Below are 15,079 nucleotides of genomic sequence, written 5' to 3' on the forward strand. Positions count from 1 at the left end.
TTGCGATAGGCTTTGCAATGATGGTGCTTGCGTCACAGCCCTGCGTTTCCCATCTTAAGGACTATGAACGTTCCAGATTCGACCCTTGTTGGGAAGCTGCTGATCGCGATGCCTGACATGTCCGACCCGCGCTTTGCCAATACCGTTGTCTACATGTGCGCCCATTCCGAAGAGGGCGGCATGGGATTGATCGTGAACAAACCACAGCCAGAGGTAAAGTTCGCCAAGCTGTTGGACCAAATGGACATTCCGGTATCGGTCAGCGCCCGTGATATACGTGTACACTATGGCGGACCGGTGGACGGTCAGCGCGGTTTTGTGCTGCATTCCAACGACTATGCGTCTGACAATGGGACGCTGGATGTGGACGAAAACTATAGGATGACCGCGACATTGCAGGTTTTGGAAGACCTCGCCAAGGGTGAAGGGCCAGACGTGTCGATGATGGCGTTGGGCTATGCTGGCTGGGGACCGGGACAGTTGGAATACGAGATTGGTCAGAACGGCTGGCTGACCTGTGCGCCGAATGACGCGATATTGTTTGGGGCGGATAACGCTGGAAAATGGGCGGCGGCGCTCAAGTTGCTGGGGGTTGATCCGTTAGTGTTGTCTGCGACGGCGGGGCGGGCTTGAAAGGTTTGCGGTTTGGGAATGACTGCTTCGAGCCTAAAGTTACCGATGCTGCACATCGCGCTAAGGTCAACTTTGAGTGATTGATTAGAGCTTTATGTTCCTCAAACATCATCTTGGATTGTAACAAACCTTGCCGATTGAAACTGTGGCTGTTTCGTGTATAGATTTTTGGGCATGTCCTACCGCAAAACAAGCTCTGATCCATTAGATGAATGGCGCAAAATCAACATTGTTGTTCTCATTGAGTTAGGTATCCCAGCTGAAATTATTGCGGATCATCAACGCTTTCTTAGAGCTATTGATCAAGGCGAGGATGAACAAACCCGATGGAACTTTGGATGGGTGAAGCCTGAAAATACGCGAGAACTATTTACACTATTGGGTCAACATTTCACGCCGAACAACAGCTATTTGATGCGTGAGTTGGCAAAACGCTTGGACATCGCATGATACAGTTTGCGCATTACCCAAAATCGGCCAAAGTCCGGATTTGTGTGCATAGTTGCCGATGCTTCACATTGCGTTGAGGTCCGCTTCGTCCGCATTGTTGCCGAATGAAAGTGCAGTGCTTAAGGATATGTCTAGATTGTCCTGATTGCATCAAAGATATCAGTCAGTTGCCCTAACCCTCAGACCCAATCAAAGTCTGCATAATCGCCATCGCATTCTCGCTCGACCAATCGGCGTCGCCTTGCATGCGCCCGATCTCATTTCCCTCAGGATCAAGGATCACTGTTACGGGCAGGCCGAGCACGCCCATGCTGCGTGCAAGCGCCTGTCGTGCGTCGGTGTGCAATGGCAGGTTATCGACCTCAATTTCCGCCAAGAACCGTTGCATGCCGGGCAGGGGGTTGCGGCCTGTCGCAATGGTCACGACTTCCATTTGGTCACCGCCCATTTGTTCTTGCAGTGCTGACAGATGCGGCATTTCGTGCCGGCAAGGCGCACACCATGTGGCCCAAAAGTTCAGGACGATGTGTTTGCCTTGGAAATCTGCCAGCGTCATGTCTTGCCCGTCTTCGCCCATGAAGGCCACGTCAGAGCTGGCCATGGGCGCGCTGTGGAAGATCAGTTTGCGCATATCGCCTTCGCGCATCGCTTCTGCGGCGGCCACATCCGTGTGGCCAGTATTTGCAAGACCCATAAGGGCCGTATAAAGCAGGGCAGACATCAATTTACGCACGGGCGACTTCCTTTATGACCAAATCCGCAAACACAATGTGGGGCGGGCGTTTTGCCGCCGGACCAGACGCGATTATGGAGGCGATCAATGCCTCAATCGGGTATGACCGCCGTCTTGCACCGCAGGACATCGCAGGTTCACGCGCCCATGCCGCCATGTTGGCCGCCACAGGTATTATCACAGATACCGATGCCGAGGCGATCCGGGAAGGCCTGCTCACCGTTTTGTCAGAGATTGAAACCGGGGAATTTCCGTTTTCCACAGCGCTTGAGGACATTCACATGAATGTTGAGGCCCGTTTGCGCGATTTGATCGGCGAACCGGCGGGGCGTTTACACACTGCTCGGTCACGTAATGATCAGGTGGCTGTCGATTTCCGCCTTTGGGTGCGTGATCAATGTGATCAGGCGGATGAGGCTTTGGCCGCATTGCAAAAATCATTGCTGGGTCAGGCCGAAGCCGGGGCCGATTGGGTGATGCCCGGCTTTACCCATTTGCAGACAGCACAGCCGGTCACATGGGGCCATCATATGTTGGCTTATGTGGAGATGTTTGCCAGAGATCGGTCGCGGTTTGCGGATGCGCGTAAGCGGATGAACACCTCGCCTTTGGGCGCTGCGGCGCTTGCAGGCACGTCTTTTCCGATTGATCGTCAGATGACGGCGGACGCATTGGGTTTTGACCGCCCAATGTCGAATTCTTTGGATGCTGTGGCGGACCGGGATTTCGCGCTGGAGTTTCTGGCGTCCGCGAGCATTTGCGCCATGCACCTGAGCCGTTTGGCCGAAGAACTGGTGATCTGGTCCTCGGCCCAGTTCCGGTTTGTGAAGATGTCGGACAAGTGGTCGACCGGATCATCCATCATGCCGCAAAAGCGCAACCCGGATGCGGCCGAGCTGATCCGCGCCAAGATTGGCCGAATTTTCGGGGCGAATGTGGCGCTGATGACGGTGATGAAAGGCCTACCGCTGACCTATTCCAAGGACATGCAGGAAGATAAGGAACAGACCTTTGATGCCGCTGATAACCTGATGCTGGCCTTGGCTGCGATGACCGGGATGGTCGCGGACATGACGGCGGAGCATGACAACCTGAAAGCGGCTGCCGCAAGCGGGTTTTCGACCGCGACCGATCTGGCCGATTGGCTGGTGCGCGAACTTGGGCTACCTTTCCGGGAAGCGCATCATGTGACTGGATCATTGGTGGCGATGGCCGAAGCGAAGGGCTGTGATTTGCCTGACCTGACGCTGGAAGACATGCAGACCGTTCACGATGGCATCCTTGAGGGCGTGTTTGATGTGCTGGGGGTCGAAAATTCGGTCGCGTCCCGCACCAGTTTCGGGGGGACCGCACCGTCGCAGGTTCGTGCCCAAGTGGCACATTGGAAAGAGGTTTTGAAATGAAGCAAATTGCGTTGGTTTTGACAGTAGCGGCTTTGGCTGCTTGCGGTGCCGATGGCGCGCCGTTTACACCAAATGCGAATGTGGGTCTGAGTGTCGGCAGTAATGGTGTGAACACAACCACCAGCGTGGGCGCATCCAATGGCACGGTCTCTGTCGGTGTGGGTTTCTGATGCGTGTCGTTTTTCTGTTACTTGCCATTTGGGGCACGATCCATCCGATGTATTACTTCATCTCATGGTTTCGGGCCGAAGGCTGGGATATCATGGCCATGGTCGATGCGTGGCATGTGAGTGCAGCGACCAGTGGGTTGGTTTGGGATCTGACGATTGCTGCCGTGACCCTGACCATCTGGATTTTGGTTGAGGCGATCAAGAACCGAAACTGGCTGAGCCTGATTGCGATCCCGGCAACGTTTTGCATCGGGGTCAGCTGTGGTTTGCCGCTGTACCTCTACTTACGCAGTCGCGTGATGTATCTGCCGGACGTTGGCACCGTGCGCGTTTAAGCCCCGCCAAATCAGGGTTGGTCTTTGCCGCTGATCTGCTATGTCCCAAAACTGGTTTTGGACAAGGATCACAGGCTTGGATCATTTTCTGTATCGTGACAGCGCATTGTATGCCGAAGACGTCCCCGTGGCCGAGATTGCGGCGGCGGTCGGCACCCCGTTTTATGTATATTCCACGGCCACCCTGAAACGTCATTTCACCTTGTTTGACGAGGCGTTGGATTGGGGCGACCACCTTGTTTGTTTTGCGATGAAATCGTTGTCGAACCAAGCTGTGATCAAGCTGTTGGGGAATGCCGGTGCTGGCATGGATGTGGTGTCCGGCGGGGAATACCTGCGCGCCAAGGCGGCCGGCGTGCCGGGCGATCGGATTGTGTTTTCGGGTGTGGGCAAGACCGCAGATGAAATGCGCCTCGCTATTGAAGGCGGGATCCGCCAGTTCAATGTTGAAAGCGAACCCGAGATGATCGTGCTGGACCGCGTGGCGCAGTCGTTGGATGCCGTTGTGCCGATCACCATTCGGGTGAACCCGGATGTGGATGCCAAGACCCATGCCAAGATTGCCACAGGCAAGTCCGAGAACAAATTTGGCATTCCAATCAGCCGTGCGCGTGAGGTTTACGCGATGGCGGGTGCGATGCCAGGCCTGAAAGTTGTCGGCATCGACGTGCATATCGGGTCGCAACTGACAGAGCTTGCCCCGTTTGAAGCCGCCTATAACAAGGTCGCTGAACTGACCGAACAATTGCGGGCGGACGGCCACGAGATCAAGCGCCTTGATCTGGGTGGGGGTTTGGGCATTCCTTATGCCCGTTCGAACGAGGCACCGCCGTTGCCCACAGACTATGGTGCGCTGATCCAGCGGACTGTCGGTCATTTGGGCTGCGAGATTGAGATTGAACCGGGGCGTCTGATTTCCGGCAATGCCGGGTTGATGGTGTCCAAGGTGATTTATGTAAAATCGGGCGAAGACCGTGAATTCCTGATCCTTGATGGCGCGATGAACGATCTGATCCGTCCTGCGATGTATGAAGCGTGGCATGACATTGTGCCGGTGGTGGAACCTGCACCGGGTGCTGTGCCTGCCAAATATGATATCGTTGGCCCTGTTTGCGAAAGTGGCGACACCTTCGCAAAGGGGCGCGAAATGCCAGCGGTGAAGGCCGATGATCTGGTCGCGTTTCGTTCTGCCGGGGCCTATGGCGCGGTCATGTCGTCCGAATATAACTCGCGCCCCATGATCCCAGAGGTTCTGGTGGATGGCGATCAATTTGCAGTTATCCGCCCACGCCCTACCTATGAAGAGATGATTGCACGCGATACGCTGCCAGAGTGGTTAGATTAAAACATATCCACCGCGCGTCGCGATAAATGGGAGAGGCCCGCTGAAAAACAGCCACGACCCAATGCGCCATTTGCGCTTTCCTGTTGCTGCCACCCGTGCCGGGATGGTTGCTGAACAGCTTGTGCGTTGTTTCTGGCCGTTTTGGACCGTTGTTTTTCTGATCCTCGCCCCGTTGATAATGGGCTGGCAGGACCTGCTACCGCTTGAGGTGTTCTGGGCCGCTGCTGTCATTGCTGTTATTGCGTTTCTGGTCACGCTTGGCTGGGGTATCCGCTGGTTTCGGATGCCAAGCGCTGCTGCGGCGTTGGAGCGTGTCGACGCGGCCATGCCCGGGCGTCCTATTGCGGCGATCGCTGATACCCAAGCCATAGGCAGCGGTGATGCTGCATCAGAGGCGGTTTGGAAAGCCCACATGGTGCGGATGGCTGACCGCACCAAAGAAGCGCGCCCGGTCGAACCTGATTTGCGGGTGTCGGATCGCGACCCCTATGGATTGCGCTTTATTGCGTTATTGTTCTTTGTTGCGGCCTTGATGTTTGGGTCGCTGTTCCGCGTCGCGTCTGTCGGTGAAATCGTGACAGGTGGCGAACAGACATTGGCGACCGGCCCTGTTTGGGAAGGCTGGGTTGAACCGCCTGCTTATACCGGTAAGCCGTCAATCTACCTTAATGATATTCCCGCAGGTCCCTTGCGCGTGCCGGAAGGTAGCCAAGTGACGCTGCGCCTTTATGGTGAGGTCGGTGCACTGACTGTGGCTGAAACCGTGTCGGGGCGGATTGGTGAAGTTGGTTCTGCCTCTGACGCGCAGCAGCAGTTTGATATCACGCAGACAGGTACGCTGACCATCGCCGGTGACACAGAGACGACGTGGGAGGTAACGGCTGTTGATGACGCCGTACCGGGTGTTGATCTGACAGGTCCGATTGAATCTGACGCAATGGGTGAACTGTCCCAGCCGTTCACGGCTTTCGACGATTATGGCGTGGAATTTGGAACGGCTGTTATCGCGCTTGATCTGACCCAGGTAGATCGCAAGTATGGTTTGACAATTGACCCAGATCCGATTGCGCCGTTGGTGCTGGATTTGCCAATGCCCTTCACCGGGGATCGGACCGATTTCGATGAATTTCTGGTTGATAACCTGAGCAAGCATCCTTTGGCGAACCTGCCTGTGACCCTGCAATTTGAAGTGATTGATGCCGCCGAACAGACCGGCACAACCCCGGCTGAGCCGATGATCCTGCCAGGTCGCCGCTTCTTTCAGCCGTTTGCCCGCGCAGTGATTGAACAGCGCCGCGATTTGATGTGGTCGAAGGCCAACGCGCCGCGCGTGAACCAGATTTTACGGGCGGTGTCACATCGTCCCGAAGGATTGTTTTCAAATGAAACAACCTATCTGCGGTTGCGCACAATCATTCGCCGTTTGGATAACTTTGACGATGTGGGATTGACGGATGAGGTGCAGGCCGAGATTGTCGAGGCGCTTTGGGACCTTGCCGTGCAATTGGAAGATGGCCGCTTGGCCGATGCCCGTGAGCGGTTGCGCCGCGCGCAAGAGCGGCTGTCTGAAGCGATGCGTAATGGTGCCTCGGACGAGGAAATTGCCGAACTGATGCAAGAACTGCGCGAAGCAACGGACGATTACCTGCGCATGCTTGCTGAAGAGGCCGAACCGAACGATGGCACCGATCAGGCCGACAGTGGTCAGCAGAGCGAACAGCTTGGCATGGACGAACTGCAAGCATTGATGGACCGCATCCAAGAGTTGATGGAAGAAGGTCGCATGGCCGAGGCGCAAGAGCTGATGGAACAGCTGAACCAGATGATGGAAAACCTGCGCGTCACCCAAGGCGAAGGCGGTGACGGGCCACCAAGCCCCGGTGAGCAGTCGATGGAAGATCTTGCTGATACATTGCGCGAGCAGGAAGAACTGTCCGACGATAGCTTTAGCGACCTGCAAGAGCAATTCAGCCCCGGTGGCCCACAAGACCAGCAACAGCCCGGCCAACAGGGGCAGCAAGGCCAGCAGCCCGGCCAACAGCAAGGTCAGCAGGGCCAACAAGGTCAGGAACCCGGCCAACAGCAAGGCCAGCAAGGCAACCAAGGCAGTGAGCCCGGTCAGGGTGGCCGTCAGGGCCGCGGCCAAGGTGTGGGCGAGAACAGCCAAGGCGGTGATCAGCGCGGTGATGGTGCGGGGGGCGAAGGCGACGAACGCAGCTTGGCCGAGCGCCAGCAAGCCTTGCGTGAAGAACTGCAACGCCAGCGCGATGGCCTGCCGAACCTGCCCGGCGAAATAGGCGATATTGCCCGCCAGTCGCTTGATCGTGCTGAAGGTGCGATGGAAGGGGCCGAAGATGCATTGCGCGAGGGTGATCTGGCCGAAGCGATTGATCAGCAAGCCGAGGCAATGGATGCCTTGCGCAACGGCATGCGCGAATTGGGTCAGGCTTTGGCCGAAAACCAGAACGCAGAGCCGGGCCAAGGATCAGAGCAAGGCGAGGCAAGAGGCCGACCCGCCCCCGGCCAGCGTGACCCGCTGGGCCGTGAGATGGGCAACACCGGACAGTTGGGCACCGATCAGGAATTACTGGGCAACGGCGATATCAATCGGCGCGCCGAGGAACTGCTTGATGAAATCCGCCGTCGTTCTGCCGAACAGCAACGCCCCGAAGTCGAACGCGATTACCTGAGACGTCTGCTGGATCAATTCTAAGATACGTGCCACTCGTCTTGCGCCGGTTAAGCGATCAAAGAACAGTCGGTGCGAAAAGGATAGCCCGCCAGCATTGATCAACGCCGCATCCTGTCCGCGGATTTCCAACATCAGGTTGACGATTGGTCCTGCTCTCAGATTAGATCATTTCTGCCGTGCTTGGGTTATTCAGCCGTGAACCCGCTGATCATGTCGTTCAGGGCAACGCGCAGTTGATCAACCATTGTTACGTAAGACGCCATGACGCCTGTCGTTTGCGGTAGGTTCTCTGTGATTATGTCTGCAAAGACGTATGGCAGAATAAGAATGGCCAGAATGATCAGAACGAAAAAGAAACCGCGGCGGAAACCTTTGCGTTGAACGGCCTCTTCTTTCTCGGCTTCGGTCAGGCCAGAGGTGTCGTTGGCTTGCGCGCGTGCGCGTAAAGTTGCGTTGATTTCGTTGATCGACGGGACCGTGCGCAGATGTGCGGCATCTGCACTTGCATCATCAGCCGCACTTGATTTGGCAGTGCCGGCCGTTGATGTGCCGCCTTCATCTGCCGTCATCTGTGCGATGCGCTGGCGGGTTTCGTCGGCCGTTACAGGTGCGGGCGGTTTCGCAGCTTCCGTGGCAGGCGGTGTGGCGATGGCACTTGATGCCACCGATGCAGTAGCGCCAAGCGCTGCTTCCTCGCGCAGGATACTGGCGACGGCATCATCCAAGGGCCTGCGCTGTGGTGCCGGGGCAAGTTCGGGTTCTTCGGATGTGGTATCGTTGTTTACAGGCTCGGACGTGTCCTCGGTTTCTGTTTCGGCGCCCTCCTGATCGGTGTTGTCTTTGGCGTCCACCTCATCTGCTGTGGTCGCGTCGTCAGATGGTTTAGCGTCGTCTTGTGCCTTTTCACGGCCCGGGACCGTTGGTTTTTCGGTCTGAAACCAGGACAGCTGACAATTTGAGCACTGCACATCGCGTCCACCGGGTGGGATCGCGTCATCAGAGACTTCGTATTGCGCATCACAATTGGGGCAAATCAGCCTCATGATAAAATTCCTTCTGCCCGGCGTTTTTAGTTAACTTCTTGTTATCACCGCCGTCAATTTATCAACGCTTGCGCCAAACGCAAAGGTTTTGCGCAGGCCGCCCCTGCAGACATTGAAACCTGTTGCAGATTTGGGCAGAAGTGCGGTGGAATGCAGGGGAAGAGCCGTGATTGAACTAGATAACGTGTCTTATGGATACCGTGGAAATGCGCTTTTTTCTCAATTATCCCTGACGCTTGCACCCGGATCGTTTCATTTTTTAACAGGCCCCTCTGGTGCGGGCAAAACAACTTTGCTGCGGCTCTGCTACGCTGATTTACGCGCGATGCGGGGCAAAGTACGCATTTTTGGCGAAGACGCAGGTGCGTTGAACCGTGATGCTGTGGCGATGTCCCGCCGACGGATTGGGGTGGTGCATCAGGATTGTCAGTTCCTTGATCATCTGAGTATCGCCGAGAATATCGCCCTGCCATTGACTGTTTCGGGACGTGCGGGTGAAGCGGCAAATGATCTGGAGGAACTGTTGAATTGGGTTGGTCTGGGGCCGCAAGCAGGCCAACTTCCGCCCGAGCTATCAGGTGGTGAGCGCCAGCGCGCAGCCCTGGCCCGTGCAGTGATTGTGTCCCCGGATGTGATTATCGCGGATGAGCCGACAGGGAATGTCGATTGGGAGATGTCACAGCGCATTCTTAACCTGCTGATTGAGCTGAATAAGATGGGCAAGACGATTTTGATTGCGACCCATGATCTTGCGATGATCCGGTCAGCCAAGTCAGACGTCAGTGCGCGTATTCTGCGGCTGACCGATGGGCAGCTTATGCAGGCAGGTGCTGAATTATGAAGGCGCTGCTTGCTTTGATTGTCGGTGATCCGTTGGCAGACCGCTCTGTCCCGCAGACGGGTGTGACCGCGCGGCTGACCGTGTTTGTTGCCGCTGTGATGGCCTTTCTTGCCGTGATCGCTTTGGCGGTATCACTAACGACCAATCGTGTGGCGACCGTCTGGGCAGAGGAGTTGGCCCAATCAGCCACTTTGCGTTTGCCTGCTGATCCGGCAACGGCAGATGCGCTTTTGCTGTACGCGCTTGAGGTGTTGGAAACGACACCGGGTGTCAGTACGGTCCGCGCGTTGTCGCAGGATGAACAGCAAGCTTTGCTGGAACCTTGGTTTGGCCCTGATTTGCCCCTGGATGCCCTGCCGATGCCGCAACTGATCGAGATTGTCGCCGATGGTGATGGTTATGATGTGGACGGTCTGCGCGCACGCCTTGAAGGTCAGGTGCCCGGCGCCATTCTGGATGACCATGCAGCTTGGCGTGAACCACTGCTGCAGGCGGCTAGCCGGGTCCGTCTGATTGGCTGGACGGTGATCTTGCTGATTGGCGCGACCGTGGCGGCCATGATTACGCTGGCCGCACAGGCAGCCCTTGCCGCCAATGTGCAGGTCATCAGTGTTTTGCGGCTGGTGGGGGCCACTGACACCTATATCGCCCGTGCTTTTGTGCGCCGGTTCACCCTGCGCGCGGGCGCGGGTGCTATTATCGGCGCGGTTTTCGGCGTCGGGGTGCTGGCGCTGATGCCGCAGGGTGATGCGTCTGGTAGTTTGTTGATGGATGTGGGCTTTGCGGGTGCAGAATGGCTCTGGCCCTTGCTGATCCCGCTATTGGCTGCGATTGTTGCCTTCTTTGCGACCCGTGCAGCGGCGTTTCGCAGGCTGAGGGAGCAAACATGACCAACGCAATTCAATGGGTCCGCTCGCTGATTTTCAATGCGCAGATGTATGTGGCGATGCTGGTGATCGGCATTCTTTATCTGCCAGCGGCGATCTGGTCTGCCGATGGGGCCGTGGCCGGGTGCCACGCCTATTGCCGCTATATCCGGTGGAGTGCGCGGTGGATCATCGGGCTGAAATCTGAGATCCGGGGTGAGCCGCCTACGGATGAGGTGATGGTTGCCCCAAAACACCAGTCGTTTCTGGACGTGCTGATGATTTATGGCGCGATGCCGCGGGGCAAGTTCATTTTCAAAGCCATTTTGAAATACGCCCCTGTGATCGGTCAGTTTGGTCTGCGCATCGGGTGTATTCCTGTTGATCGCGGGAAACGTGGGCAGGCCATCAAACGGATGGTCGCCGATGTGCAAGCCGGACGCGCGCGTCCCGGGCAGTTGATTATTTATCCGCAAGGCACGCGCATCGCACCGGGGGTGAAGGCCCCCTATAAGATCGGCACCGGTGCGCTTTACCGCGAATTGGGTCAGCCGGTTGTGCCGGTCGCCACCAATGTTGGTGTCTTTTGGCCCAAACGCGGTGTCATGCGCAAACCAGGCACCGCCGTGTTTGAATTTCTTCCCCGGATTGAGCCGGGACTGGAAGTAGAGGAATTCATGAAACGGTTAGAGCATGATATTGAAACAGCGTCGGATCGGTTGAACAAAGAGGCAGGTTTTCATGGCTGATCATGTGGTCAGGGACGTTGCAGCGCTTGAGGCCCTTTATGGGACGCCCGGCAAAGTCTCTTTGATCAAGGTCGCCCCGCAGTTGACCCCGCTTTATCGCAAATGGATCATGGCGTCGCGATTATGCGTTGTCTCGACCGTCGGGCCAGAGGGCACCGATGGCAGCCCGCGTGGTGATGACGGCCCCGTGGTTCAGGAACTGGACGCGCAGACGCTGCTGTTGCCTGATTGGCGGGGCAATAACCGGATGGATACACTGCGCAACATTGTCAGTGATGGACGTATCAGCCTGATGTTTGTTGTTCCAGGGTCCAACAATGTGGTCCGGGTGAATGGCACAGGTGTTGTGTCGCTGGCCCCTGATCTATTGAACCGTTTCGAACAAAAGGGCTGTCAGCCGCGTAGTGTTGTCGTGATCACCATCGCTGAGGTCTATAGCCAATGTGCCCGCGCCTTGATGCGGGCGCGTGTGTGGTCTTCGGACGACGAAAGTGCGGGTTTGCCGACCATTGGCGCATTGCTGGCAGAGCAGGAAGCAGGCTTTGATGGATCAGAATATGATGCCAACTGGGCCACGCGTGCGGCCAAGACAATGTGGTAGTCAGCGCAGTGTCAGGTTGCTGCTGCGCCCCAGCACATACCGCAATGACCAGCCGATAATCACAAGGCTGATCACCAGCCACAACCCGCCCCACATGACAGTGGTGCCGCCAAATTCCTCGGCCAGCATGCGGGCGTCGGACCGCAGATTGGACCGCGCGATTGTATCGCTGAAGATATCGAAGGGGACGTAGATCATGCTGGTCAGGCCGATCACCCGCAGGATCATGTCGTTGATGTTGTGGTTCAAAATGACAGCGGCGGCGATCATTACCAACCCGGTAGCGGTGGTGAAGGCAAGCGCAAAGGCCTCACGCACATAAAACCCGGCGATGATCAGGATGATCACACCGGTTAGCGCCATGACCTGCCGGTCCAGTTTGGTCTTGGTGGCCGCGATCAGCAAAGCCACACCAATCAGGAGAGAGCCAAGGTAACCCGCCGTCAGCGTCCAAAAACGGCTGCCACCGCGGCTGAGGACAAGGCCACCTTGATCAGCGGATACCGATAGGCTCACAACTTCGCCACTGGTCAAGACGGTTGCGATGGCATGTGAGGCTTCGTGAAAGAAGACGATCAGTATTTTGAGTGGCACAAGGGCGGTCGTCTGCCAAAAGGCAAACACCGCTGCTGTCAGCAGAAAAAGCTGCCAATGTCCTTTAAGAATGCGCAAGCTTACGCCGCTAGCCCTTTTGAACCGAGTGCGAGGTATTTGTTGCGTCGGTCTGCGCGCAGTTTGTCACCAGACAGGTCGCGCAATTCGTTCACCATGGTGATCAGTGCTTCACCAACCGATTTGATTGCAGCATCGCGGTCGCGGTGCGCGCCCCCTTCGGGTTCTTCAATGATCCGGTCGCAAACACCCAATTCGTGCAGGTCTTTGGAGGTCAGGCGCAGCGCTTCTGCGGATTCGCGCATCTTTTCGGCGTCTTTCCACAGGATCGACGCGCAGCCTTCGGGGCTGATCACCGAATAGATAGAGTGTTCCAGCATCGCGACGCGATTGGCCGATGCGAATGCGACCGCACCGCCAGACCCGCCTTCACCGATGACAACGCTGATCAGCGGTACCTTCAGTTCAAGGCATTTTTCGGTTGAACGGGCGATCGCTTCGGATTGACCGCGTTCTTCTGCGCCCTTACCGGGATAGGCGCCGGGGGTGTCAACAAGTGTGATCACTGGCAGACCAAAGCGGTCGGCCAATGCCATCAGGCGGATCGCTTTGCGGTATCCTTCGGGGCGGGCCATGCCGAAATTGCGTTCGATCCGGGATTTTGTATCGTTGCCTTTTTCGTGACCGATGACCATGACTGGTATGCCGTCGAGGCGCGCGATCCCACCCATAACGGATAGGTCATCGGCAAAGTTACGGTCACCCGCCAGCGGTGTATATTCGGTGAAAAGCGCGTTGATATAGTCTTGGCAATGCGGACGCTCAGGATGGCGCGCCACCTGACATTTGCGCCATGGCGTAAGGTCGGCGTAAAGCGACGTCAGCAGATCAGACGCTTTTTTGTCCAGCGCTGCAGCCTCTTTTTCGACGTCCATCTCGGGGTTTTCGCGGGCCATCGCGCGCAGCTCTTCAGCTTTGCCTTCAATCTCTGCGAGCGGTTTTTCAAAGTCGAGGTATTGGGTCATGGCGACGGACCTTTTGCATGCGTTCATGGATATATGGCTCAAGGGTGGGTCAAGTGCAACGGCAGTGGATAAGCGCCTGTATTGGTTTGCAACTTGTCCCAAAACGCGCGAAACGATTAGGATTATCAAAACTGAAGGAAAGACAAATGCGTATTCTTGGATTTGCCGCTGCCGTGGCGCTGACTGTTTCCAGCCCCCTCGCGGCCCAATCTATCAACTATGGCGATGATAGCAGTGACTGGGCAAACAATAACGAGTGCGACGACCGTCGTTTTATTGGCAAATCAATGACGACTATTTTGAACAACGAAGATGTTGGCCGTGATGCCACTGATTGCGAAGCCGGCGTAGCCGCGGGTGTTTTGAAGGTTTGGTCGCTGACTGAATCGCTGGAGGCAACGCAATGCGAAGCCATCGACTTTGGCGACGACTCTGGTGAATTTGCGGATGACAACGAATGTGATGATGCCCGGTTTGAAGGCATGGGTATGGCATCAGGTGTTGGGCAGGATAACATACGCACTGATGCTTCGGACTGCAGCCGTTTTTGCGCCGCTGGTATTGTGTCTTTGCGCAACTATTAAGTCGCTGTGCGTCAGCCCGCGATCATTTCGGACTGGCGCACGATCACTTCGGCTTGCTTGATTGATGCAATATCAACCAAGCGGCCTTTGTAAACGGTCGCCCCTTCGCCGCGTGCCTTTGCGTCTTCCATTGCCGCCAAGATTTCGCGCGCTTCTGCGACCGCTTCGGCGGAAGGTGTGAACACCTCATTGGCCAGCGCGATCTGCTTGGGGTGGATCGCCCATTTGCCGACCATGCCTAATGTCGCCGACCGCTTTGCTTGTGCGCGGTAACCTTCATCATCGCTAAAGTCACCGAAGGGTCCGTCCACCGGTAGCACGCCATGCGTGCGGCACGCCGCGACGATGGCGGTTTGCGCCCAATGCCATGGGTCCGAATAATGCCGCGCATCTTCATGCAGCATATAGTAGTTTTCCTGCGTGCCGCCGATACCCGTCGTCTGCATGCCCATGGAGGCCGCAAAGTCAGCCGCACCCAGGCTCATCGCCGCCATGCGGGGTGAACTGGCGGCGATGTCCTCGACGTGGGCGATGCCTGCGGCGGATTCGATAATCACCTCAAAGCTGATTGGGTTACTGCGCCCTTTGGCGGTCTCAATCGCGGTGACCAATGCGTCGACGGCATAGACATCTGCCGCGCACCCGACCTTGGGGATCATAATCTGATCAATGCGGTCGCCTGCCTGTTCCAGCACATCGACCACGTCCTTGTACCAATAGGGTGTGTCCAACCCGTTGATCCGCACGGAAAGGTATTTGCTGTTCCAGTCCACATCATTGATCGCCTGAATGACGTTGGCGCGCGCGGTGTCCTTGTCAGACGGCGATACGCTGTCTTCCAGATCAAGGTTGATCACATCCGCTGCACTTGCTGCCATTTTTTCAAACAGCTTGGTGTTTGAGCCGGGACCAAAGAGTTGGCAACGGTTGGGACGGGCAGGGGGTGTGGGTTGCAGGCGGAATGACATAGGGCGATCCTTGGCATATTTTAATTACG

Annotated in this window: 17 protein-coding genes; 12 read left to right on the plus strand and 5 right to left on the minus strand. The window is 56.6% G+C overall.

What is annotated here, in order from left to right:
- Positions 1-63: 63 nt before the first annotated feature.
- Positions 64-633 carry a YqgE/AlgH family protein gene (locus RCCS2_RS07480; protein WP_008232883.1) on the plus strand — a complete coding sequence of 190 codons (570 nt, stop codon included), beginning with the start codon at positions 64-66 and terminating at the stop codon, positions 631-633.
- A 174-nt stretch (positions 634-807) separates the two neighbouring features.
- Complete coding sequence (locus tag RCCS2_RS07485; protein WP_008232884.1) at positions 808-1,083, plus strand: hypothetical protein; 276 nt, start codon at positions 808-810, stop codon at positions 1,081-1,083.
- Positions 1,084-1,255: 172 nt separating this feature from the next.
- On the opposite strand, the gene RCCS2_RS07490 is transcribed toward RCCS2_RS07485, so the two are convergent.
- A complete protein-coding gene (locus RCCS2_RS07490) occupies positions 1,256-1,816 on the minus strand; it encodes a TlpA disulfide reductase family protein (protein WP_037293725.1) in 561 nt (186 codons plus the stop codon).
- Between the two features lie 14 nt (positions 1,817-1,830).
- Between RCCS2_RS07490 and argH the strand changes: the two genes are divergently transcribed.
- From argH to RCCS2_RS07510, 5 genes are all read left to right on the plus strand, one after another.
- Entirely contained in the window at positions 1,831-3,219 is a 1,389-nt protein-coding gene (argH, locus tag RCCS2_RS07495; RefSeq protein ID WP_008232886.1) for an argininosuccinate lyase, read from the plus strand.
- On the plus strand, positions 3,216-3,389 hold the full coding sequence (locus RCCS2_RS18535; RefSeq protein WP_008232887.1) for a hypothetical protein: 174 nt from the start codon (positions 3,216-3,218) through the stop codon (positions 3,387-3,389). The genes argH and RCCS2_RS18535 overlap by 4 nt, the downstream gene beginning before the upstream one ends.
- A complete protein-coding gene (locus RCCS2_RS07500) occupies positions 3,389-3,724 on the plus strand; it encodes a DUF2834 domain-containing protein (protein ID WP_008232888.1) in 336 nt (111 codons plus the stop codon). The genes RCCS2_RS18535 and RCCS2_RS07500 overlap by 1 nt, the downstream gene beginning before the upstream one ends.
- 76 nt (positions 3,725-3,800) lie before the next feature.
- Positions 3,801-5,069, plus strand: coding sequence for a diaminopimelate decarboxylase (lysA, locus tag RCCS2_RS07505; RefSeq protein WP_008232889.1), 1,269 nt, complete (start codon positions 3,801-3,803; stop codon positions 5,067-5,069).
- A 61-nt stretch (positions 5,070-5,130) separates the two neighbouring features.
- Positions 5,131-7,782, plus strand: a complete 2,652-nt coding sequence (locus RCCS2_RS07510; protein ID WP_008232890.1) for a DUF4175 domain-containing protein — start codon at positions 5,131-5,133, stop codon at positions 7,780-7,782.
- 164 nt (positions 7,783-7,946) lie between these two features.
- On the opposite strand, the gene RCCS2_RS07515 is transcribed toward RCCS2_RS07510, so the two are convergent.
- Positions 7,947-8,804 (minus strand): zinc-ribbon domain-containing protein, encoded by an 858-nt coding sequence (locus RCCS2_RS07515; protein ID WP_008232891.1) that lies wholly within the window; start codon positions 8,802-8,804, stop codon positions 7,947-7,949.
- A 166-nt stretch (positions 8,805-8,970) separates the two neighbouring features.
- Between RCCS2_RS07515 and RCCS2_RS07520 the strand changes: the two genes are divergently transcribed.
- Genes RCCS2_RS07520 through RCCS2_RS07535 form a run of 4 tightly spaced genes read left to right on the plus strand, consistent with a single transcriptional unit; the run spans position 8,971 to position 11,861 of the window.
- Positions 8,971-9,645: a cell division ATP-binding protein FtsE gene (locus tag RCCS2_RS07520; RefSeq protein WP_008232892.1), complete on the plus strand. Its 675-nt coding sequence runs from the start codon at positions 8,971-8,973 to the stop codon at positions 9,643-9,645.
- Complete coding sequence (locus tag RCCS2_RS07525) at positions 9,642-10,535, plus strand: cell division protein FtsX (protein ID WP_008232893.1); 894 nt, start codon at positions 9,642-9,644, stop codon at positions 10,533-10,535. The genes RCCS2_RS07520 and RCCS2_RS07525 overlap by 4 nt, the downstream gene beginning before the upstream one ends.
- A complete protein-coding gene (locus tag RCCS2_RS07530; protein ID WP_008232894.1) occupies positions 10,532-11,260 on the plus strand; it encodes a lysophospholipid acyltransferase family protein in 729 nt (242 codons plus the stop codon). Before RCCS2_RS07525 ends, RCCS2_RS07530 begins: the two co-directional genes overlap by 4 nt.
- Complete coding sequence (locus RCCS2_RS07535; RefSeq protein WP_008232895.1) at positions 11,253-11,861, plus strand: pyridoxamine 5'-phosphate oxidase family protein; 609 nt, start codon at positions 11,253-11,255, stop codon at positions 11,859-11,861. The genes RCCS2_RS07530 and RCCS2_RS07535 overlap by 8 nt, the downstream gene beginning before the upstream one ends.
- Here RCCS2_RS07535 and RCCS2_RS07540 read toward each other — a convergent pair whose 3' ends face one another.
- Entirely contained in the window at positions 11,862-12,533 is a 672-nt protein-coding gene (locus RCCS2_RS07540; protein WP_008232896.1) for a M50 family metallopeptidase, read from the minus strand.
- Positions 12,534-12,535: 2 nt separating this feature from the next.
- Complete coding sequence (locus tag RCCS2_RS07545; RefSeq protein WP_037293727.1) at positions 12,536-13,498, minus strand: acetyl-CoA carboxylase carboxyltransferase subunit alpha; 963 nt, start codon at positions 13,496-13,498, stop codon at positions 12,536-12,538.
- 146 nt (positions 13,499-13,644) lie between these two features.
- Here RCCS2_RS07545 and RCCS2_RS07550 point away from each other — a divergent pair, with 146 nt between their 5' ends.
- Complete coding sequence (locus tag RCCS2_RS07550) at positions 13,645-14,082, plus strand: hypothetical protein (protein ID WP_050770796.1); 438 nt, start codon at positions 13,645-13,647, stop codon at positions 14,080-14,082.
- A gap of 11 nt (positions 14,083-14,093) precedes the next feature.
- Here the strand turns inward: RCCS2_RS07550 and RCCS2_RS07555 are convergent, their stop codons facing one another.
- A complete protein-coding gene (locus tag RCCS2_RS07555; protein WP_008232899.1) occupies positions 14,094-15,050 on the minus strand; it encodes an L-malyl-CoA/beta-methylmalyl-CoA lyase in 957 nt (318 codons plus the stop codon).
- Positions 15,051-15,079 lie beyond the last annotated feature (29 nt).

Source organism: Roseobacter sp. CCS2, from assembly GCF_000169435.1.
In the GTDB taxonomy this organism is placed as follows: Bacteria; Pseudomonadota; Alphaproteobacteria; order Rhodobacterales; family Rhodobacteraceae; genus Yoonia.

Excerpts from the sequence above, each read along its gene's own strand:
- RCCS2_RS07500 (WP_008232888.1), top strand. The coding sequence starts at position 3,389 with ATGCGTGTCGTTTTTCTGTTACTTGCCATTTGGGGCACGATCCATCCG.
- RCCS2_RS07515 (WP_008232891.1), bottom strand. The coding sequence starts at position 8,804 with ATGAGGCTGATTTGCCCCAATTGTGATGCGCAATACGAAGTCTCTGAT.
- RCCS2_RS07550 (WP_050770796.1), top strand. The coding sequence starts at position 13,645 with ATGCGTATTCTTGGATTTGCCGCTGCCGTGGCGCTGACTGTTTCCAGC.
- argH (WP_008232886.1), top strand. The coding sequence starts at position 1,831 with ATGACCAAATCCGCAAACACAATGTGGGGCGGGCGTTTTGCCGCCGGA.
- RCCS2_RS07545 (WP_037293727.1), bottom strand. The coding sequence starts at position 13,498 with ATGACCCAATACCTCGACTTTGAAAAACCGCTCGCAGAGATTGAAGGC.
- RCCS2_RS07480 (WP_008232883.1), top strand. The coding sequence starts at position 64 with ATGAACGTTCCAGATTCGACCCTTGTTGGGAAGCTGCTGATCGCGATG.
- RCCS2_RS07530 (WP_008232894.1), top strand. The coding sequence starts at position 10,532 with ATGACCAACGCAATTCAATGGGTCCGCTCGCTGATTTTCAATGCGCAG.
- RCCS2_RS07510 (WP_008232890.1), top strand. The coding sequence starts at position 5,131 with ATGCGCCATTTGCGCTTTCCTGTTGCTGCCACCCGTGCCGGGATGGTT.
- RCCS2_RS07525 (WP_008232893.1), top strand. The coding sequence starts at position 9,642 with ATGAAGGCGCTGCTTGCTTTGATTGTCGGTGATCCGTTGGCAGACCGC.
- RCCS2_RS07485 (WP_008232884.1), top strand. The coding sequence starts at position 808 with ATGTCCTACCGCAAAACAAGCTCTGATCCATTAGATGAATGGCGCAAA.
- RCCS2_RS07535 (WP_008232895.1), top strand. The coding sequence starts at position 11,253 with ATGGCTGATCATGTGGTCAGGGACGTTGCAGCGCTTGAGGCCCTTTAT.
- RCCS2_RS07555 (WP_008232899.1), bottom strand. The coding sequence starts at position 15,050 with ATGTCATTCCGCCTGCAACCCACACCCCCTGCCCGTCCCAACCGTTGC.
- RCCS2_RS18535 (WP_008232887.1), top strand. The coding sequence starts at position 3,216 with ATGAAGCAAATTGCGTTGGTTTTGACAGTAGCGGCTTTGGCTGCTTGC.